17 protein-coding genes are annotated in these 19,168 nt (G+C 66.5%); 12 read left to right on the top strand and 5 right to left on the bottom strand.

Going from position 1 to position 19,168, the window contains the following annotated elements; translation table 11 throughout:
- Positions 1 to 39: 39 nt before the first annotated feature.
- Together AADZ90_RS14245 and AADZ90_RS14240 are read right to left on the bottom strand one after the other, a co-directional pair.
- The gene (locus AADZ90_RS14245) at positions 40 to 996 is read right to left on the bottom strand and encodes a YVTN family beta-propeller repeat protein (RefSeq protein ID WP_367310857.1); all 957 of its coding nucleotides are present in this window, start codon (positions 994 to 996) and stop codon (positions 40 to 42) included.
- A 284-nt stretch (positions 997 to 1,280) separates the two neighbouring features.
- Positions 1,281 to 2,453 (bottom strand): ABC transporter substrate-binding protein, encoded by a 1,173-nt coding sequence (locus tag AADZ90_RS14240; RefSeq protein ID WP_367310858.1) that lies wholly within the window; start codon positions 2,451 to 2,453, stop codon positions 1,281 to 1,283.
- A gap of 154 nt (positions 2,454 to 2,607) precedes the next feature.
- Between AADZ90_RS14240 and pedF the strand changes: the two genes are divergently transcribed.
- The 6 genes from pedF (at position 2,608) to AADZ90_RS14210 (ending at position 8,949) form a co-directional block, all read left to right on the top strand.
- Positions 2,608 to 3,294 (top strand): cytochrome c-550 PedF, encoded by a 687-nt coding sequence (pedF, locus tag AADZ90_RS14235; RefSeq protein ID WP_367310859.1) that lies wholly within the window; start codon positions 2,608 to 2,610, stop codon positions 3,292 to 3,294.
- Positions 3,295 to 3,333: 39 nt separating this feature from the next.
- On the top strand, positions 3,334 to 4,230 hold the full coding sequence (locus AADZ90_RS14230; RefSeq protein WP_411997050.1) for a substrate-binding periplasmic protein: 897 nt from the start codon (positions 3,334 to 3,336) through the stop codon (positions 4,228 to 4,230).
- Positions 4,231 to 4,516: 286 nt separating this feature from the next.
- Positions 4,517 to 5,050 carry an SRPBCC family protein gene (locus AADZ90_RS14225; RefSeq protein ID WP_367310861.1) on the top strand — a complete coding sequence of 178 codons (534 nt, stop codon included), beginning with the start codon at positions 4,517 to 4,519 and terminating at the stop codon, positions 5,048 to 5,050.
- A 40-nt stretch (positions 5,051 to 5,090) separates the two neighbouring features.
- Positions 5,091 to 5,582, top strand: a complete 492-nt coding sequence (locus tag AADZ90_RS14220) for a (2Fe-2S)-binding protein (protein ID WP_367310862.1) — start codon at positions 5,091 to 5,093, stop codon at positions 5,580 to 5,582.
- A 103-nt stretch (positions 5,583 to 5,685) separates the two neighbouring features.
- Entirely contained in the window at positions 5,686 to 8,052 is a 2,367-nt protein-coding gene (locus AADZ90_RS14215) for a xanthine dehydrogenase family protein molybdopterin-binding subunit (RefSeq protein ID WP_367310863.1), read from the top strand.
- A gap of 78 nt (positions 8,053 to 8,130) precedes the next feature.
- A complete protein-coding gene (locus AADZ90_RS14210; RefSeq protein WP_367310864.1) occupies positions 8,131 to 8,949 on the top strand; it encodes an FAD binding domain-containing protein in 819 nt (272 codons plus the stop codon).
- A 308-nt stretch (positions 8,950 to 9,257) separates the two neighbouring features.
- On the opposite strand, the gene AADZ90_RS14205 is transcribed toward AADZ90_RS14210, so the two are convergent.
- Together AADZ90_RS14205 and AADZ90_RS14200 are read right to left on the bottom strand one after the other, a co-directional pair.
- Complete coding sequence (locus AADZ90_RS14205; protein WP_367310865.1) at positions 9,258 to 10,127, bottom strand: FAD:protein FMN transferase; 870 nt, start codon at positions 10,125 to 10,127, stop codon at positions 9,258 to 9,260.
- Entirely contained in the window at positions 10,124 to 12,226 is a 2,103-nt protein-coding gene (locus tag AADZ90_RS14200; protein ID WP_411997049.1) for a 4Fe-4S binding protein, read from the bottom strand. The genes AADZ90_RS14205 and AADZ90_RS14200 overlap by 4 nt, the downstream gene beginning before the upstream one ends.
- A gap of 88 nt (positions 12,227 to 12,314) precedes the next feature.
- Here AADZ90_RS14200 and AADZ90_RS14195 point away from each other — a divergent pair, with 88 nt between their 5' ends.
- A complete protein-coding gene (locus AADZ90_RS14195) occupies positions 12,315 to 13,076 on the top strand; it encodes an ABC transporter permease (protein ID WP_367310867.1) in 762 nt (253 codons plus the stop codon).
- Between the two features lie 208 nt (positions 13,077 to 13,284).
- Here AADZ90_RS14195 and AADZ90_RS14190 read toward each other — a convergent pair whose 3' ends face one another.
- The gene (locus tag AADZ90_RS14190) at positions 13,285 to 13,692 is read right to left on the bottom strand and encodes a hypothetical protein (protein ID WP_367310868.1); all 408 of its coding nucleotides are present in this window, start codon (positions 13,690 to 13,692) and stop codon (positions 13,285 to 13,287) included.
- A gap of 159 nt (positions 13,693 to 13,851) precedes the next feature.
- Here AADZ90_RS14190 and AADZ90_RS14185 point away from each other — a divergent pair, with 159 nt between their 5' ends.
- The 5 genes from AADZ90_RS14185 to AADZ90_RS14165 all read left to right on the top strand — a co-directional run bounded on the left by AADZ90_RS14185 (position 13,852) and on the right by AADZ90_RS14165 (position 19,155).
- A complete protein-coding gene (locus tag AADZ90_RS14185; RefSeq protein WP_367310869.1) occupies positions 13,852 to 15,552 on the top strand; it encodes an NAD(P)H-dependent oxidoreductase subunit E in 1,701 nt (566 codons plus the stop codon).
- A gap of 71 nt (positions 15,553 to 15,623) precedes the next feature.
- A complete protein-coding gene (gene ftsY / locus AADZ90_RS14180; RefSeq protein WP_367310870.1) occupies positions 15,624 to 16,706 on the top strand; it encodes a signal recognition particle-docking protein FtsY in 1,083 nt (360 codons plus the stop codon).
- Complete coding sequence (locus tag AADZ90_RS14175) at positions 16,703 to 17,632, top strand: hypothetical protein (protein WP_367310871.1); 930 nt, start codon at positions 16,703 to 16,705, stop codon at positions 17,630 to 17,632. The genes ftsY and AADZ90_RS14175 overlap by 4 nt, the downstream gene beginning before the upstream one ends.
- Complete coding sequence (locus AADZ90_RS14170) at positions 17,629 to 18,534, top strand: EamA family transporter (protein ID WP_367310872.1); 906 nt, start codon at positions 17,629 to 17,631, stop codon at positions 18,532 to 18,534. Before AADZ90_RS14175 ends, AADZ90_RS14170 begins: the two co-directional genes overlap by 4 nt.
- Positions 18,535 to 19,155, top strand: coding sequence for an inner membrane-spanning protein YciB (locus tag AADZ90_RS14165; RefSeq protein ID WP_367310873.1), 621 nt, complete (start codon positions 18,535 to 18,537; stop codon positions 19,153 to 19,155). It begins immediately after the preceding gene.
- Positions 19,156 to 19,168 lie beyond the last annotated feature (13 nt).

Here is a 19,168-nt window from a genome sequence, read left to right as displayed (position 1 = left end):
CTGGTCGGCATCGTGTCGGAGTAATTCAATCGTTAAACATTACTCTGTGGGCCGGAAGGCGGCGCCCCAGGGGAAGCGGCCGACCTTGATCGTCTTGATCGGTTCGCGGCGCTCCACGTCGATCACGGTGACGTCCCCGGAGACGCCGTTCGTGGTGAAGAGAAGCGAGCGGTCGGCGTTGAAATCCATGTGCCACACGCGGCGGCCGACGAGGAGGTAATCCTCGACCTCGTAGGTGTCGGCATTGACCACGGCGACGTGGTTCGAGGGGCCGAGGGCGACGAAGGCGTGGGTGTCGTCATTGGTGAATTCGAAGCCCACGGGCTGGACGCGGTCGGGGTGGATGCCCTGGACCTCGAAGGCGATCTTGGCCTTTTCCGCCTGGGTTTCGACGTCGAAGACGGTGATCGTGCCGCCGATTTCCGACGACACCCAGAGCTCTGTCCCCTCTTTCACGAACTCCGCGTGGCGGGGGCGGGTATCGACGAGGGTGTTGGCGAAGAGCTCTTCCGTCTCGGTATCGATCCAGTGGGCCATGTTGGTGGTCTCGCTGGTCGTGATCGCGATCCTGCCGTCGGGAGAGACCGCCATGCCTTCGGGTTCGATGCCCACGTCGATCTGGGCGATGACCTGACGGGTTTCGGTATCGACGACGGTGGTGATCGCGTCATCCTCGTTCGCGATGTAGAGGCGGCGGTTGTCGGGATGGAGGACGAATTGTTCGGGGTCTTCGCCCGAAGGCAGGTCGTGCAGGATCTCGCCCGTGTCCGGGTCCATCACCTGCACCGCATCGCTGTCGGAGGCGCAGATATAGACGACGGAATAATCCTTGGCGAAGGTGATGCCGCGGGGGCGTTCGCCCGTGTCGATCGTGCGCACGACCTCGAGCGTCTCAACGTCGATCACGCTGATCGTGTCGTCCTTTTCGTTGGTCACCCAGATTTCATCGGCCATGGCCGGGGTGGCGAGGACGAGGGCGGCGAGGAGGGATTTCATGATCGGGCTTTCAGTCAGGTGGCGGGGTCGGGTTCGAGTATTTTTGGCCAGATGAAGGGGAGGGGTGGGCTCTGGGCCGGAGACGGGCGCGTTAAGGTTGATCGGCGTTAAGGTTAACGCGCGGTTGGGAGGACGCGTGTCGGTTGGACGGGTATCCGTATCGGGTCGTGCGCCGTCCGTGTAGGGCCGGACGGTATGGTCCATTCGATGCGTTGTGGAGTTGCGGAACTTGGATGCCGGCAGGAGGGGGTCAGAGGTGTCTCGGCAGATGTGGTTGGGGCAGATCATCTCGCGGCCTCGAACGCCGCGCAGCCGCTTTCCGGTGCGTCGAGGCCGAGCGTGTCGAGCTCGGTGCGCTGGTGCAGGAAGCCGTCGAGCGGGGCCTGGGCGACGAGGGCGCGGGCGTGGATGAGCGGGATCGGCTGGCGGAGCTGGCCGTTCCAGGTGCGGAAGGTCAGCGGGCGGCCCTTGAAGCCCGCGAGTTCAAACTCGTCGCCCAGCAGGTAGGCGCGCAGGGTTGCGGCGTCTGCGGCGCTTGTGCGGGTCACGGCCTCTCCGATAGCCCGCACGGCGGCCCAGGCGGCGTAGTCTTCGGGGGCCATGTCGCGGCCGGCGGCTTCGGTAAAGCGGGACTGGAGCTGGGCCGCGCCCCATTGTTCGACGACCGGGGCCCAGGCTTCGGCCTGCAGCCCTTCGGAGCCCGCGACGGGGCGGGGGCGCCAGGTGTTGTAGAGGATGTAGCGGCCGAAATCGTGCGCCTCGTCGGCGACGATCAGGGCGTCGTACTCGCCGAGGTCCTGGGTGAAGAGCGGCACCTCCTGCGCGGCGTTCCGGCGCATGTCGGCATCGAAGGCCCAGGTTTTTTCGGCCTCGAGGCCCAGGCCGAATTTGGTGAGGCTGGTGCGCATGGCGGCCGCGAAGGCCTCGTCGGCCTGCTGTTCGCCCGCGATCAGGGCGAGCGTGTCCCAGCGTTTGGTGACGAAGAACTGCGCGAGCGCATCGGTGCGCATGGCGAGCGACGGCATGGTGTGAAGGACGTTCGCGCGGCACTCGGGCCCGCGCAGGGCCATGTCGGGGGCGGTCGCGTTGAAGAGGAGCGCGCCGTCGGCCTCGGGCAGGTCGGCAATGGTGCGCAGCGCCTCGGCGGGCGCATCGAGGACGATGAGATCGGTTTCCGCAAGCGCGGCGCGGGCGGCGTCGGTCGGGTCTTGGGCTTCGGGTACGGTGGTTTCGGTGAGCGTGTAGCTCTGGCCCAGGAACCGGCCGGTCGTGGTGTTGTCGTCCAGGCCGACACGCGCACCGGCAAGGCCCAGATCCTCGGGGATCGGGTCGAGGTTCGACAGCGTCGGAGGCTTCGCCGTCTCGACGCGCAGGTAGTGGATCGTGATATCCAAATCGGCACTTGCCGCACTCGTCAGGCACAGGGCGGCTGTCGCGGCCGCGATGGTCTGGCGCATGTGATCCTCCCTTGACGTTCACGGTAACCTGCGGGGCGGCGGGCGCGAGTCCGACCTTGGTCTGAGCGGGATCGCGCGTTTTCCGGACTTTGGTCCAATACCCGGGCGGGCGGCGGTCGCTTAGGCAGGGGAAATCTGATCGAGGGAGGATCGCATGGCCGTTTCGCCGTTTCGTTTTGCCGCCTGGGCCGTGATGGCCGGGATGGCCAGTGGGGCCTTTGCCGCCGGGCCGCCCGTGACGCCGCAGGCGGTCGATACGACCGGGCTGCCGGAGCTGGGCGACGAGTGGTTGATCGAGAACCCCTACCGGGCCGAGACGGCGGGTGAGGATGTCTGGGAGCGGGCGATCGAGATCGGCGCGTCGGGCTACAACCAGAATTGCGCGCGGTGCCACGGGATCGAAGGGGTCTCGGGCGGGCTCGCGCCGGATCTGCGGTTTCTCGAGGCCGAGGAATATGGCGACGAGTGGTATGCCGAGCGGTTCGTGAACGGGTACACTCAGGGCGGCGTGACGAAGATGCCGGAATTCGGGGACCTGCTGGGGCAGGAGGCGGCCTGGGCGATCCGGACCTATATCGAGACGCGGCCCGATGATCAGGCGATTGCCGACAACACCGATGCGCTGAAGGCGTTGCGGGACCAGATGGCGGAGGCTTCGGAGACGGATGCGGAGGCCGTGCGCGGCGAATTGATCGAGATCGCCGAGGGGATCGAGACGCTGTCCGGCGCACCGATCGCGGATTCAATTGCGCGGCGGGCGGCGCTGGTGATCGACGGTTCGCCGGAAGGCTTCAAAGAGGCGGCCGAGACGCTGACGATCGGATTGTCGGCCGCGCAATAACGCCCTTGCGGAGCGGGTTTGCGCTGGCATGATGGCGGCATGATCGGGGGTCTTTCACGAGCTTTGTGTCTGGCGGTCGCGCTGCCATCGGTGGCGCTGGCCGAGGATCCTTGCGCGGATTGGGTGCCGCAGCCGAAGCCGCAGAATGCCAGCCGCGATATCGTGGGCCAGGAACTGGACGTGATCCAGGAGCGGGGGTTCATGTCCTTCGCCGTCTACGAGGATTTCCCGCCCTACAGCTATGAGGAGAAGGGCCAGCCTACCGGGATCGATATCGAGATCGCGCGGATCATCGCCGAGGATCTGGGCGTCGAGGCGCGGTTCAACTTCGTGGCGGCGGGCGAAAACCTGGATGCCGATCTGCGCAACAACATCTGGCAGGGGCCGATCATCGGCGGGGCCGTATCGAACGTGATGATGCGGGTGCCCTATGACAGCGCCTTCACCTGCCGGGTGGAGCAGGTCGTGTTCACCGGGCAATACATGACCGAGTCGCTGGCCATCGCCTATGACACTCGCGCCTATCCCGAGACGCCGCCTGTGCCGCTCTATTTCCGGTTCGATCCGGTGGCGGTGCAGAACGACTCGATTGCGGACTTCTATCTATCGAACCTCGCAGGCGGGCAGCTGGCGCCGAATATCCGGCGCTTCCCGACGATGGCGGGGGCCATGGCGGCGCTCGATCAGGGCGCGGTGAAGGCAGTGATGGGACCGCGAAGCCAGGTTGAGTTCTGGGACATCCCGTTCGTGGAGGTGCACGAGCCGCCGCTGCCGGGGCTGGCGAAGTCGTCATGGACGCTGGGGGTGGGGGTGAACTTCCGCTACCGGCCGCTGGCTTATTCGGTGGATGATGCCGTGCGGTATGCGCTGGAGGACGGGCGGATCCCGGCGATCTTCGAGGCGTACGGGGTGACGTTCCGGGAGCCGGAGAGATGATGCTTAAAGAACTTCGCTTCACATCACTGTCCCGCCCGGCGTTTACGCCGGGCAGCGCCCGACCCGCCCCCCACGGGGCGGGCGCTTCTGCGACACCAATAAAGAGCACGACCCTCGGATCAGTCGGCGAAGTCGAACTTAGCTCAGGGCCGCCCCGTCGGGTCGGGCGCTGCCCTTGTTTCTATGCGGTGCCGGAGACTGCGCGACAGGATCCTAGGCCCTTGGTCGCATATGCGGCCCAACCGGGGCGCTTTAGCGTGACACAGACAAAGGAGGCATCGACTCGATGCATATGAGCGACAGCCAGACCATCGCCGCCGACCGGGAAACCGTGTGGGCCGCTCTCCTTGATCCTGAGGTGCTGAAGGATTGCGTTCCGGGCTGCCAGGAGATGGCCGGCTCTCCCCAGGAGGGGTTCGAGGCGGTCGTCGTCCAGAAGGTCGGACCCGTCAAGGCGACGTTCAAGGGCGCCGTGACGCTTGAGGACATGAACCAGCCCGACAGCCTGACGATCAGTGGTGAGGGCAAAGGCGGTGCGGCCGGGTTCGCCAAGGGTGGCGCGAAGGTGCGGCTGGAGGAGGTCGAGGGCGGGACGGAGCTGCACTATGACGTCGACGCGAAGGTGGGCGGCAAGCTCGCCCAGCTTGGCAGTCGGGTGATCGACGGGTTCGCCAAGAAGATGGCCGATCAGTTCTTCACCAATTTCAAGGACCGGGTCGAAGGGCCGCAAGAGCCCGCCGAAGACCAGGTTGCCGCCGCCGAAGACGGGGCGGACGAGCCGAAGAAGAAAGGCTGGCTGGGCAAGCTCGTCGGAAGCTGAGGCCCGCCAGGAAAGACAAGAACGCGAGGGGAGGATTTGCATGACGCGCGTTTCGATGAAGGTGAACGGAAAGGACGTGGCGGGTGAGGTCGAGGGCCGCACGCTGCTTGTCGATTTCCTGCGCGAGGATCTGCGGCTGACCGGCACCCATGTGGGCTGCGACACGTCGCAATGCGGCGCCTGCGTGGTTCATATCGACGGCCAGCCGGTGAAGGCCTGCACGATCTTCGCGATGGAGGTCGAAGGGGCCGACATCACGACGATCGAGGGGATGGCCAACGAGGACGGCACGCTGGGCGTGATCCAGCAGGCGTTCCAAGACCATCACGGGCTGCAATGCGGGTTCTGCACCCCGGGCATGGTGATGGCGGGTGCGGCGCTGCTGAAGGAAAACCCGAAGCCGACCGAGAAAGAGGTGCGCCAGTATCTGGAAGGCAACATCTGCCGCTGCACCGGCTACCACAATATCGTCAAGGCGATCATGGCGGCGAGCGGTCAGCAGGTCGATCCGCCGGCGATGGCCGCCGAGTAACGTTCCGGCGCCTGCAAGAGGAGGCGGGCGCCGGATTTGAGTATTTTTTGCCAGATGAAGGGGAGGGGGCAATGCCCCTGGCCCTTCGACAGGGAGGACGGACATGCCGAAAGATTCCGGGATCGGGGCCCCTCAGAAGCGGCGCGAGGACGTGCGGTTTCTGACCGGGAAGGGGCGTTATACCGACGACATCAACGTGCACGGGCAGCTTTACGTGCATTTCCTGCGCTCGGACATGGCGCATGGCACCATCAATGCGGTGAACACTGCCGAGGCCGAGAACATGCCGGGCGTCGTGCGCGTCTTTACCGGCAAGGATTTCGAAGGGGTCGGCAGCATCCCCTGCGGCTGGCTGATCACGGACCGCTTCGGCGAGCCGATGCAGGAGCCGCCGCATCCGGTGCTGGCCCAGGGCAAGGTGCGCCATGTGGGCGACCCGATCGCCGCCGTGGTGGCCGAGACCTATGCCCAGGCCCGCGACGCGGCCGAGGCGATCGAGCTGGATATCTCGGAACTGCCGGTCGTCGTCGACATGAAGGCGGCGCTTAAGGACGGCGCGACCAAGGTTCACGACGATCTGAAGAACAACCTCTGCTACGATTGGGGCTTCGTCGAAGAGAACCGCGATGCGGTGGCCAAGGCCATGGACGAGGCGGCCCATGTCACCACGCTGGAGCTGGTGAACAACCGTCTGGTTGCCAACCCGATGGAGCCGCGCGTGGCCGTCGGCGAATACAGCCAGGCGACGGATGAATCGACGCTCTACACCACGTCGCAGAACCCCCATGTGATCCGGCTTTTGATGGGCGCCTTCGTCCTTGGCATCCCGGAGCACAAGCTGCGGGTGGTGGCGCCGGATGTCGGCGGCGGCTTCGGATCGAAGATCTATCACTACGCGGAAGAAGCGTTCTGCACCTTCGCCGCGCGGCAGCTGAAGCGGCCGGTCAAGTGGACCTCGTCCCGGTCCGAGGCGTTCATGTCGGACGCCCATGGCCGCGATCACGTGACGAAGATCGAACTGGCGCTGGATGCGGAGAACAACTTCACCGCGATCCGGACCGAGACCTACGCGAACATGGGCGCGTATCTGTCCACCTTCGCGCCGTCGATCCCGACCTGGCTGCACGGCACGCTGATGGCGGGGAACTACAAGACGCCGCTGATCTACGTGAACGTGAAGGCGGTCTTTACCAACACCGTGCCGGTCGACGCCTATCGCGGCGCGGGCCGCCCGGAGGCGACGTTCCAGCTGGAGCGGGTCATCGACAAGGCCGCGCGCGAGCTGGGCGTGGATCCGGTGGAGTTGCGGCGGCAGAACTTCATCACGGAGTTCCCCTATGCCACACCGGTCGCGGTGGAATACGACACCGGCGATTACAACGCGACGATGGACCGCCTGCTCGAGATGATCGACCGGGACGGCTTCGCGGCGCGGCGGCAGGCGAGCGAGGCGAAGGGCAAGCTGCGCGGCCTCGGCATCAACTGCTATATCGAGGCTTGCGGGATCGCGCCGTCGAACCTTGTCGGTCAGCTGGGCGCCCGGGCGGGGCTTTACGAAAGCGCCACGGTGCGGGTGAACGCCACCGGCGGGATCACGGTCATGACCGGATCGCATTCGCACGGGCAGGGGCACGAGACGTCCTTTGCCCAGGTGGTCGCCGACATGATCGGGATCGACGAGAACATGGTCGAGATCAGCCATGGCGATACGGCCAACACGCCGATGGGGATGGGGACCTACGGGTCACGCTCCCTCGCCGTTGGGGGCTCGGCCATGGTGCGGGCGACGGAAAAGATCATCGCCAAGGCCAAGAAGATTGCAGCCCACCTGATGGAAGCCTCCGAAGGCGATATCGAGCTGAAGGATGGCGCGTTCACCGTCGCGGGCACCGACAAGTCGGTCGCGTGGGGGGACGTGACGCTCGCCGCCTATGTGCCCCACAACTACCCGCTGGAAGAGATCGAACCGGGGCTGGAGGAGACGGCGTTCTACGACCCGTCCAACTTCACCTATCCCGCGGGCGCCTATGCCTGCGAGGTCGAGGTCGACCCCGAGACCGGGCATGTGACGGTCGAAAGCTTTGCCGCGGCGGACGATTTCGGCAATATCGTGAACCCGATGATCGTCGAGGGGCAGGTTCATGGCGGACTGGCCCAGGGGATCGGGCAGGCCCTGCTTGAGAATTGCTCTTACGACGAGGACGGTCAGCTGATCTCGGCGTCCTACATGGATTACGCAATGCCGCGGGCGGATGACCTGCCGATGTTCGCGGTCGATCATTCTGTCCACACGCCCTGCACCCACAATCCGCTGGGCGTGAAGGGCTGCGGTGAGGCCGGCGCGATCGGCTCGCCGCCTGCAGTGGTCAATGCGGTGGTCGACGCGCTGCAATCGGCCGGCAAGAACGTGACGCATATCAACATGCCGCTGACGCCGTCACGCGTCTGGGCGGCGATGCAAGGCGCGTAAGGATCGGGCGGCGCGTTCAGGGCCGCCCTTGAAACCAGGTTATTTGGGGCGGAGGAACGCGCCCCGGGGAGGACAAGGATGTATGCATTCGATCTGGAACGGCCGACAACCATCCAGGATGCGGTCGCGGCGCTGAAGACGGAAGAGGCGCAACCGCTGGGCGGGGGGCAGACGCTGATCCCGACGCTGAAGCAGCGGCTCGCCATGCCGTCCAAGCTGGTGTCGCTGCACGGCATTTCCGAAATGAAGGGCATCTGTGCCGACGATAGCGGACGGATCTGTATCGGTGGGGCAACCACCCATGGGGAGGTGGCCGCAGGTGCTGGGGAGTATCCGGCGCTGGCGTACCTTGCCGGTCGGATCGGCGATCCGGCTGTGCGTGCGCGCGGCACGATCGGCGGCTCTCTCGCTAATAATGACCCATCGGCTTGCTATCCGGCGGGGGCGCTCGCCTCGGGCGCGACCATCTTGACCGACAAGCGCGAGATCGCGGCGGATGACTATTTCCAAGGGATGTTCGCGACCGCGCTCGATGAGGGCGAGATCATTACCGAGGTCAAGTTCCCGGTGCCTGAGCAGGCGGCCTATATGAAGTTCATCCAGCCCGCCTCGCGCTTTCCGTTGACGGCTGTCTTCGTCGCGAAGTTCGCCGATGGCGTCCGGGTCGCCGTGACCGGTGCGTCGGAAGAGGGCGTGTTCCGCTGGGGCGAGGCGGAAAGCGCGCTGTCCGGCAATTTCTCGGCCGATGGGGTGTCCGGCCTGTCGGTGGATCGGTCTGGGATGATCGGCGATTTGCACGGAACGAAGGACTACCGGGCGCATCTGGTGGGTGTCATCACCAAGCGCGCCGTGGCAGCTGCGGCGGCGGGTGAGGCCGGCGGAACCGTCGGTCACTGAGGTAGTGGCGTAAGGGGTGGGGGCGTCCTGCGGGGCGCCCTTTGTTTTGCGCCACGCTTGCCAAAGGTCCCGCCCGGCGCAGACGCCGGGCAGCGCCCGACCCGCCCCCCACGGGGCGGGCGCTTTTGCGACGACACAAGAAGCGCACACGCGGAGCTGCTTGACAGGCATTCAGTCAGTTCGGCCCCGCCCCGTCGGGTCGGGCGCTGCCCTAACCGCGCGGTGCCTCCCTCCTAGACTTGATCCGGGACCTCTCCTCCGCCGCCAGAACCGGACGGTTCGGTAAGGCCGGGAGGCCGCCTGCGCCCTTAGAGGGTTCGGATATTGCCGTCAGCATCGATCAATGTGATGCGGCTGATAGCGTCTCCGGCGCGGGCGCGGATTTCTCTCACGCTATCCAGGTCGGCGAGGCAAAGCGCCGTCGAGAGAGCGTCGGCGAGCGTGGCGTCGGGGCCTTCGACCGACACGGTGGACCAGCGGGGCCGGGCGGTCTGGTGGAGGATGTGGCCCCCGCCTGCGAGGGGCGTTGCCGCGGGGCTCGACGTGGCGATGGCGCCGCCGGTCAGCGTGCGTGTGGCGACAAGACCATGCGCGGGGTCCGAAAGACCCAGCCGATAGGGGCCGGAGATGGCAGCATATTCACCGACATGGATCAGCGCGCGGGTCAGGCCGTGGGCGGTGAGCGTGCGGCGCACGGCCTCGGTCGCATAGCCTTGAGCGATGCCGTTGAAGGTGAGCGCCTGGCCCGCGTCCAGGGTGATCGCGAGGTTGTCATGGATGACCCGTTCCCAACCGATGAGCGCGCTGGCAGGGCCTGGGTCGCGCCCCTCGGCCAGCGCCCGCCAGAGGGGCTGGACGGTCGGGTCGAAGAGGCCGCCGGTCAGGTGGTGGGCGTGGTCGGCGGCCTGCACGAGGTCAGCAAAGGCCGGGTTCATGCGCAGGCGGCCGTTTGCGTTGAGTTCGGTCAGCGCCGAGGGGGCATGGAGCGTGAAGAGCCCCTCGATCTCGGCCAGTGTCGCCCGCGCCGCGGCGAGGGCTTTGTCCGCCACGTCCGGCGGCGCCTCGAGCGTGATCTGCGCCTCGGCACCGAGGGCGCGGCCGGTCCAGCGCTCCCGGCTGGCCAGTGCGGGCGTTGCCGCCATGGCTGCCGAGATCATCAGGAAGCGGCGGCGGTTCATTCGGCGGGCACTCCGTTCGGGTGGCCGAGGGGGCGGCCGTTGGCGCGGCGCCCTTCCAGGATCAGCGGAACGCATTGCTTGGGGTCGTCGTAGATCTGCACGCAGTCGAGGCAGGCGAAGCATTCGGAATAGTCGATGCGGCCGGATTTCTCGATCGCGCCGTATTGGCATTTCACCCGGCAGAGCTGGCAGGGCGAGCCACATTCGGCGCGGCGTTCGATCCAGGCGCGCCCGCGCAGCAGCCCGCCCAGGGCGAGGAGCGCGCCCAAGGGGCAGAGATAGCGGCAGAAGCCCTTGAAGAGCGCCATCGATAGGACCAACCAGAAGACGGCGTAGGCGACGTAATACCATTCTCGGAGGAAGAAGGTGGTGATCGCGGTCTTGAAGGGCTCGACCTCTGCCGCCTTGTCGATCTGCGCGGGCGCCCAGATGGCGATACCGACAAGGCCTGCGAGGATCACGTATTTCAGGTATTTCAGCCGCGCGTCCCACAGGGCATTCGGCTCGATCTGGGGGATGCGCAGCAGGCGGCCCAGATGCGCCGCGAATTCCTGCAGCGCGCCGAACGGGCAGAGCCAGCCGCAAAACAGGCCCCGTCCCCAGGCGATCAGCCCGATAATCGTCACCGCCCAGATCAGCAACGAGAACGGATCGTAAAGCAGGAACGCGAAGCTGCCCCCCTGCGAAGCCGCGCTGAGCGTGCCGAGCGGCGTCACGATCGACAGCTGCCCTTGCCCCCACCAGCCGATGAAGACCGTCATGAAGGCAAGGACGCCAAGGCGCATCGGCGTCAGCAGGCGCGGCGCGGCCAGCCGCCGGTCGGCAAAGGCAAGCGCGCCCACGAGGGCCACGAGGAAAACGGCGAGGGCGGTGAAATCGGTGGACCGCTCTTTGAGCGCGGCCAACCAGGGCGGCGGTGGTTTGACCTCCTGAGGCCGGATGAAGAAGCGTTCGGGCGTGACGTGTGTGGCCTCCAACGTGACCGACCCGATCTCGGGCTGGAACATCCCGTGTTCGCGCACCGCCTCGACCTTCAGCACCCACTCCGAGGCTGGGTCGAAGCCCAGCCGCCGGTCGGTCCGCAGGATCATCGCAGTGCCGTTCCGCAGCGCGCGGGGGACGTCGCGGGAGAGGTTCACCAGCAGGTCTGCGTCGCGCAAGGCGATCGGAAAGCCGCCCTGTTCCGCCGAAATCCAGTCGGGCGAGGTGTTGCGCACGAACTCCTCCGAAACCAGGCCATGGCGCGCCGTTTCGACCAGCAGGATCGGTTCGTCGGTTTCGGAAATCTGCTGGAACCGCTGAAGGGCCTGCAGGGACCGGTCGTCCAGCACCGCCCGCGCGATGGACGGCGGCCCGAGATCGACGATCCAGAGGTCGAGATAGGGGGCGTCGGGCTCTGCCGTCGCCTCGGGGTCGTCACTTGCCCAGAGGGTGCCGGCGAAGGCGTCGTTTACCTCGGCATTGGTGACGGTCTTGCGGGTCACGAGGCCCTGCGCCACGAGGTCGTCCCAGGTCAGATCCTCGCTGTAGTCGGGATCGGGATAGGCCGGCGGGCCGGTCGCGATCCCCGACATCCGCTCGCGCGCGACCTGCAGGGTGGCGGCCAGCACGCTTTCATGGGCGATCCGGACCGAGGCCGTCGCCTTCGTCACGCCGTCGAGATAGACCAGCGCGCTGCCCTCGGTCGCGGTCCCGTAGGCTGTGCCGACCACGATAGAGTCCGAGATCGAGTGGCCGCGATACTGCTCGAAGAAGGCATGAAACGGCGCCTGCCCCAGGCCGGAGACGAAGATCGGCTCGTTGTGCTCGATCAGCCTCACGTCCAGGAATCGCCCATCGAGGTCGAGCACGACCAGCATGTTGATCGGCGCGCCGGAAAAGCCGGGCAGGGGGGCCATGGGCCGAGTTTCGAAGACGTAGCCGGCATGGGCCCCGCCGGAATTCAGCAGCTCAAAGACGCCGTCATCGTTCAGCGGCTCGCCTAGCGACATGGGCGGGACGATCATCGCCGCGATATCCTCGCGTGGGGTCGTTTCGGCCATAGAGAGAGAGGCCACAAGCGTGACCAACGCGGCGAGTAAGGCGCGCAAACCTCCCATCCCCTTTGTCTAAAGGGGTGCCCGGGGGCGCCCTATTGGACGAAGGTCGAAGCGGCCCCGTGCGGGCCGCTGTGCGAAGGTAAGCGTCATGCCGCGTGAGGGATTGGATAAGACCGCTCTGGCCCTGTCTTTGCTGGGTCTTCTGGCGCTCTGGTGGGTCGTGTCGCTGGGCGCGGACCCCGACGTGCTGCCGGGGCCGGGAGAGGTCTGGCGGATCCTCGTGGGCGAGGCGCAAAGCGGTGTGCTGTGGACGCATATCGGCGCGACCCTGCTGCGTGTGGCGGCGGCCTTTGCGCTGGCGATGGGCGTGGGGTTGGTGATCGGCCTGGCGCTGGGGTCGAGCGAGCGGGCCGATCGCTGGTTCGGCGCCTGGGTGATGGTGTTCCTGAACGTGCCCGCGCTGGTCGTGATCGTTCTGTGCTACCTCTGGATCGGGCTCAACGAGGTCGCCGCGATCGTCGCCGTCGCCGTCAACAAGACGGCCATGGTCGCCGTGACGGTGCGGGAGGGTGTTCGCGCGCTCGACCCCGCGGTCGCCGAGATGGCGCGCGCCTACCGGATGAGCTGGGCGAAGCGCATGGTCCATGTGGTGCTGCCGCAGCTTTGGCCCTTCATCGCGGCCGCGGTGCGCAACGGGCTTGCCATCATCTGGAAGATCGTGCTGGTGGTGGAGTTCCTGGGCCGCCCCAACGGTGTCGGCTTCCAGATCCACCTTTATTTCCAGCTGTTCGAGGTGGGCCATGTCCTGGCCTACGCCCTGAGCTTCACCGCCGTGATGCTGGTCATCGAATACGGTTTCGTGCAGGCGTGGGAGCGCAAGGTCGTCCGCTGGCGCCGCGTTTCGGCCTAAGGCAGCTTCAACGCGAGACACCGGCCAAATGTCCCGCCCGGCGGCACCGCCGGGCATCGCCCGACCTCCCCCTGGAGGGCGATTTTACAACGTCTCCAGCAGCGCATCGGTGGGGATCTTGGCACTGTCCGTCGTAGCTAAATCGTAGCAACGCCCTCCAGGTCGGGCGATGCCCTCATCCCTGCAGACCTGCCGTCAGGCGACTGGCTCAAACCCCCACATCCGGCCCCATGCAGAGCAGCGGCTCGCTCGTTTCCTCGGCCATGTAGACCGTCGGGTCCGTCGGTTCGCTCTGGAATTCGCCGCGGATGCGGTCGCCCTCGCGATAGAAAGCCCAGCACTGCGGACCCAGATCATCCTCGTAAACGAAACAGATGTCGCCATCCTCGGCCACGTACCACTCCCCGTCGAGGCATTCCTGCACTTCTTGCCCATCGACGAACGACCAGATGACCCGCCGCCCGGGCAGATACCGCTCGGCCCCATAAAGCCCGCCATTCGAGCTGAAATGGAAGGTCCGCCCCTCGGTCGCCTGTTCGAAGGCTTCGGGGGACATCTGCTCTCCGGCGGCCACGGGCGTCGCCAGGGTCAGGGCTGCAAGGATCGCATATCTCATGGCGCCGCTTATCGCAGGCCGTCCGGTCCTTGGCCACCCTGAGGCGACGGCCCCGCGGCATCCCGCCGCGCGCGACAGAAACAGGCGGCGGAGGGTCGCTTTTGCAATGGTTCCGGCGGGCGTCGCGGCATTAGAGTGCCCTCAACCAATGGAGAGACCATGGCACTCGACAACGAGCAGCCGAAAGGCATCTGGAAGTCCGGCAAGGGCAAGGGCCGCATCCGCCCGAAGGGCCGGGCGCTGGACGACGGCGCCTTGGCCGAGGTTCAGCGCCTGCTCGGCGACCGGCCCCGCCGCCGCGATCTGCTGATCGAGCATCTGCACCTGATCCAGGACGCCCACGGCCATCTCTCTGCCGCCCATATCAAGGCGCTGGCCGAAGAGATGCGCCTGGCCGAGGCGGAGGTCTACGAGGTCGCCACCTTCTATGCCCATTTCGACGTCGTGAAGGAGGGCGAAGCGCCGCCGCCCGCGCTGACCGTCCGCGTCTGCGATTCGCTCTCCTGCCGCCTGGCGGGCGCGCTCGAGCTGAAAGCTGCGCTTGAAGATGGCCTCGACCCCAAGCAGGTCCGCGTCGTCCGCGCGCCCTGCATGGGCCGCTGCGACACCGCGCCCACCTGCGAGCTTGGCCACAACCATATCGACCACGCAACGCCGGAGGCGGTCGAAGAGGCCATCGCCGCGGGCGACATCCACCCGAAGATCCCCGATTACGAGGATTTGCAGACCTATCTGCAGAACGTCGGCTACAAGGCGCTCTCCTCCCTCCGAAAAGTAGGAGATGAAGAAGACCCCGAGGAAATCCAGCAGCAGATCCTCGATTCAGGCCTCCGCGGCTTGGGCGGCGCGGGCTTCCCGGCAGGGCGCAAATGGGGCTTTGTCCGCGCCCATGACGGACCGCGCTACCTGGCCGTGAACGGCGACGAGGGCGAGCCCGGGACCTTCAAGGATCGGTACTACCTCGAACGCGCCCCCCACATGTTCCTCGAAGGGATGCTGATCGCCGCCTGGGCGATCGAGGCCGAGCGCTGCTATATCTACATGCGCGACGAATACCCGGCTGTCCTTCACATCCTCCGCACCGAAATCGCAGCCCTCGAAGCCGAGGGGATCGTCGAGGAAGGCTATATCGAGCTTCGCCGCGGCGCCGGCGCCTATATCTGCGGCGAGGAATCGGCGATGATCGAATCGATCGAAGGCAAGCGCGGCATCCCGCGCCACCGCCCGCCTTATGTGGCCGAGGTCGGCCTCTTCGGCCGCCCGACCCTCGTGCACAATGTCGAGACGCTCTACTGGGTCGCCGTGGTCTGCCGGAAAGGCCCCGAGTTTCTCACCCGCACCGAAAAGAACGGCCGCACCGGCCTGCGCAGCTACTCGGTCTCGGGCCGGGTCGCGCGCCCGGGCGTCTACCGCCTGCCCGCAGGCTCCACGATCCGTGACGTGATCGACGCAGCGGGCGGCATGGCCGACGGCCACGCGTTCAAGGCCTACCAGCCGGGCGGTCCGTCTTCGGGCCTCCTGCCCGCGAGCCTCGATGATGTGCCGCTCGATTTCGACACGCTGCAGCCCCACGGCAGCTTCATCGGCTCCGCCGCCGTGGTCGTGCTGTCGGACAAGGACAGCGCTCGCGACGCCGCGCTCTGCATGCTGGAGTTCTTCGAGGATGAAAGCTGCGGCCAGTGCACCCCCTGCCGGGTGGGTTGCGAAAAGGCCGTCAAGCTGATGCGGGCCGAGAAATGGGATCAGCCGTTGCTGACAGAGCTTGCCACTTGTATGCGCGACGCCTCTATTTGCGGGCTGGGACAGGCGGCGCCGAACCCGTTCGAACATGTCATGAAACACTTTCCGGACGAGATCTGACCATCGGGCACCCTTGAGGGCGACCTTACGGAAGGGTAGTTGGAAAAGGGTCACGCTGGGGGACCGTTTTGATGTCGTTTTTTGGTAAGCTGAAGGATCGGATGTTCAAATCCTCCTCGAAGATCGAGGAGAGCCTGGAGGCCATTGTCGAGGAAGGCACCGACGCACCACCAGATCCGGACCCGGTCACCCAGCCGCCACTCACACCGATCCCCTCGCCCGAGCCACTGCCGCAGGAGGCGTTCACGCCCGAACCTGAGCCCGAAAAACAGGGGCTTCTGGGCCGCCTCCTGGGCCGTTCCGCCGATCCCGAGGCAAAGCGCAGGGTCTTCGACGATGCGATGCTCGAAAGCCTCGAAGAGGTGCTGATCGCCGCCGATCTGGGCGTCGAAACATCGCTGCGGGTCGCCGCCAACCTGGCCGAGGCGCATTTCGGCAAGCGTGTGTCGACCGAAGAGATCAAGCAGACCCTCGCCCAGGAGGTCGCCCGGATCATGGAACCTGTGGCCAAGCCCATGCCGCTTTATGCCAAGCGCCCGCAGGTGGTCCTCGTCGTCGGCGTTAACGGCTCGGGCAAGACGACGACGATCGGCAAGCTGGCCAGCCAGTTCAAGGCGGCGGGCAAGTCGGTGGTGATCGCCGCGGGCGACACGTTCCGCGCCGCCGCCGTCGAACAATTGCAGGTCTGGGGCGACCGGGCGGGCGTGCCGGTGCTGACGGCGCCCGAAGGGTCCGACCCGGCCTCGCTCGCCTTCGATGCGATGGCCAAGGCCGAGGCGGAGGGGGCCGATCTTCTGCTGATCGACACGGCCGGGCGCCTGCAGAACCGGCAGGACCTGATGGAGGAACTCGCCAAGATCGTCCGCGTCATCCGCAAGCGCGATCCGGACGCGCCGCACAACACGCTCTTGGTGCTCGATGCGACGACGGGGCAGAACGCGCTCAGCCAGGTCGAGACGTTCCAGAAACTGGCCGACGTCTCGGGCCTCGTGATGACAAAGCTCGACGGGACGGCCAAGGGCGGTGTGCTCGTGGCCCTTGCCGACCGCTTCGGCCTGCCGATCCACGCGATCGGGATCGGAGAGCAGATCGACGACCTCGCCCCCTTCGATCCCGAAGAATTCGCTGTCGCTCTCGTGGGGCTGGATACGTGATCAGATCTGTCATTCTCGCTGCGCTCTGCTCTTTGCCCGCTGCGCTGCCCGCCCAAACGCTGACCCGCGGCACCTGCCTGACCAGCTGGTCCGGCCTGACAGAGGTCGCGGCGCGCTTTGATATGGAGGTCACCGCAGGCTCCGTCGGTCTGAGCGGGGGCGCTTGCGTTGCGACCCGCATCCGCTCCACCACCGATGTCGAGGGCCAGGATTGGGAGGCTGACCGCATCGCGTGGAGTGGTGATGGCCTCGACGCGCTGCCGGGCGGTCTGCCCGCGCAGATCGACATTCGGGGGCAGGGCGTCCGCACGACCCTGCGGCTTGGCAGCGGGCAGGCCCTGCAATTCGCCCGCCCCCACCATTCGTCCCAAACCCGGGTCGACCTGCACTTCGCGATCGCCCACGACCCGGTCGAACGGCGCGTCGTCCTGACGACACCCAGCGTACCACCCGAAGGCGAGAATGCGGTGATCCTCGCTGCCATCGTCGAGGACGTGAACCTGTCGGATGCAACCACCGCCGCGTTCTCGGCAGGCAGCTTCCGGCTGACCTCTCTGGTGGCCGAGATCCGCGGCAACGGCCTTTTCGGCAGCTTCGTCCTGCCCGCCCTGGCGAACGACCTGCTTGCCGACAGCCCCCGCCCGGCGGAAGAGATGCAGGCGCTGCAGGCCAACTGGCGCGGTTTGATCGACGCGCTTCCCGGAACCATGCTCGGCATCGAAAGCCGGGCCGCGGCGGCCGCGATCATCGATGCGATGCCGTCGCCGGACGGCACGCTGACGCTCAGCTTCGCCGACGATCAGGGCCTCGGCCCCGCGCGCTTCCTACCGCTTGCGACCGCGGACGAGGTGGCGCCCGGCGACGTCGCGGCGACGCTCGACGGCATGCGCATCGATCTCGGCTGGGTTCCGGCGCCCGGCGGGTGAGCGACTGGGTCCTCGCGCTCGAGGGCACCGAAGCCGGGGCCCGGGCGGCGCTCGCCCTCGCGCTCTTCGCGGCCTTCCTTCACGCGCTTTTCGGCGCGCTTCAGAAGGGCCGCCACGACCCCTGGATCAGCCGCGCCGCGATCGATGCCTGGCTCGTGATCCTCGCTTGTCCGCTGGCGCTGTTCGTCTTCCCCTGGCCCGAGCCGCATCTCTGGCCGATCCTCGCGGGCGCGATCGTGATCCACTTCGCCTACAAGGTGCTGCAGGCGATGGCCTATAGCCGCGGCGCCTATACGGTGGTCTACCCCGTGGTCCGCGGCACCGGCCCGCTTTTTGCGGTGATCGGCGCCTGGGCGATCTTTGGCGAGACCTTCGCGCCCCTCCAATGGCTCGGCCTCGCCGTCCTGCTGCTGGGGATCTACGGGCTTGCCGCCTACAACCTCGCCCGCGAGAACCTCGACGCGGCGCGGATGCGCCGGGCGCTGTCGCTTGCCGTCGTCACGGGTCTTCTCGTCGCGATCTACACAACCTATGATGCCTACGGCATCCGCGCCGCCGCCGATCCGTTCACCTTCCTCGCCTGGTTCTTTTTTGTCACCTCCTTCGACTTCCCGCTCCTCTTCGCCCTGACGCCGCGGCGTCAGACGCTCATCGGGCTGGCCCTCAAGCCGCTGATCCTGCGGGGTTTTATCGGGGCGATCGTCGCCTTCGGCTCCTTCGGGTCGATCATGCTGGCCACCCGGCTCGACTCTGTGGGCGAGGCCGCGGTGCTGCGCGAGACGTCGACGGTGTTTGCAGCGCTGATCGGGTGGCTTATCTTAGGCGAAACCGTCGGCCCCCGCCGCACGGCGCTGATGGCGCTGATTGCGGCCGGGGCCGTTATTGTGGAGTTCGGAGGGTAGATGGCGGAACGACAGATCAACGGCTGGACCAAGCAGGTGCTTGAGCTTGGGCCGACCATCGCCTTCTTCCTGCTCTACATGCGGATCCGCGACGAGAGCTTCACGATCTGGGGTGTCGACTATTCCGGCTTCATCGTTGCCACGCTGGCCTTCGTGCCGATCCTGCTTGGCGCGATGGCGGTGCTGTGGTTCCTGACCGGCAAGCTCAGCCGAATGCAGATCTTCACCGCCTTCATGGTGATCTTCTTCGGCGCGCTGACCGCCTGGTTCAACGACGAGCGCTTCTTCAAGATGAAGACGACGATCGTCTATGGCTGCTTCGCAGCACTCCTCGGGATCGGGCTGGCGCGCGGGCGCAGCTTTCTGGAATTCGTGATGGGAGAGATGCTGCCCATGGCGCAGGAAGGCTGGATGATCCTGACCCGCCGCCTGACGGCCCTTTTCGCGGGGCTCGCCATCGCGAACGAGGTGGTCTGGCGCACGATGTCGACCGACGCCTGGGTCAAGATCGAAACCTTCGCCTTCCCGGCGGTCCTGTTCGTCTTCCTCTGGGCGCAGATCGTGACGCTTCAGAAATACATGCCGTCCGACGAAGAGGAGGACAGCAGCAAGGCGTCGTGAGCTTCGGTTCAGT

This window comes from Aestuariibius violaceus (genome assembly GCF_040779325.2).
Classification (GTDB): domain Bacteria; phylum Pseudomonadota; class Alphaproteobacteria; order Rhodobacterales; family Rhodobacteraceae; genus Aestuariibius; species Aestuariibius violaceus.
Note: the sequence above shows the minus strand (reverse complement) of the source record. Positions and strands in the feature narration are given on the sequence as shown.

What these genes read in the sequence shown, in the direction of transcription:
- pedF (WP_367310859.1), top strand. Translation starts at nt 2,608, where the DNA reads ATGGCCGTTTCGCCGTTTCGTTTTGCCGCCTGGGCCGTGATGGCCGGG.
- AADZ90_RS14220 (WP_367310862.1), top strand. Translation starts at nt 5,091, where the DNA reads ATGACGCGCGTTTCGATGAAGGTGAACGGAAAGGACGTGGCGGGTGAG.
- AADZ90_RS14205 (WP_367310865.1), bottom strand. Translation starts at nt 10,127, where the DNA reads ATGAACCGCCGCCGCTTCCTGATGATCTCGGCAGCCATGGCGGCAACG.
- AADZ90_RS14225 (WP_367310861.1), top strand. Translation starts at nt 4,517, where the DNA reads ATGCATATGAGCGACAGCCAGACCATCGCCGCCGACCGGGAAACCGTG.
- AADZ90_RS14240 (WP_367310858.1), bottom strand. Translation starts at nt 2,453, where the DNA reads ATGCGCCAGACCATCGCGGCCGCGACAGCCGCCCTGTGCCTGACGAGT.
- AADZ90_RS14185 (WP_367310869.1), top strand. Translation starts at nt 13,852, where the DNA reads ATGGCACTCGACAACGAGCAGCCGAAAGGCATCTGGAAGTCCGGCAAG.
- AADZ90_RS14190 (WP_367310868.1), bottom strand. Translation starts at nt 13,692, where the DNA reads ATGAGATATGCGATCCTTGCAGCCCTGACCCTGGCGACGCCCGTGGCC.
- AADZ90_RS14245 (WP_367310857.1), bottom strand. Translation starts at nt 996, where the DNA reads ATGAAATCCCTCCTCGCCGCCCTCGTCCTCGCCACCCCGGCCATGGCC.
- ftsY (WP_367310870.1), top strand. Translation starts at nt 15,624, where the DNA reads ATGTCGTTTTTTGGTAAGCTGAAGGATCGGATGTTCAAATCCTCCTCG.
- AADZ90_RS14210 (WP_367310864.1), top strand. Translation starts at nt 8,131, where the DNA reads ATGTATGCATTCGATCTGGAACGGCCGACAACCATCCAGGATGCGGTC.
- AADZ90_RS14230 (WP_411997050.1), top strand. Translation starts at nt 3,334, where the DNA reads ATGATCGGGGGTCTTTCACGAGCTTTGTGTCTGGCGGTCGCGCTGCCA.
- AADZ90_RS14200 (WP_411997049.1), bottom strand. Translation starts at nt 12,226, where the DNA reads ATGGGAGGTTTGCGCGCCTTACTCGCCGCGTTGGTCACGCTTGTGGCC.
- AADZ90_RS14195 (WP_367310867.1), top strand. Translation starts at nt 12,315, where the DNA reads ATGCCGCGTGAGGGATTGGATAAGACCGCTCTGGCCCTGTCTTTGCTG.
- AADZ90_RS14215 (WP_367310863.1), top strand. Translation starts at nt 5,686, where the DNA reads ATGCCGAAAGATTCCGGGATCGGGGCCCCTCAGAAGCGGCGCGAGGAC.
- AADZ90_RS14165 (WP_367310873.1), top strand. Translation starts at nt 18,535, where the DNA reads ATGGCGGAACGACAGATCAACGGCTGGACCAAGCAGGTGCTTGAGCTT.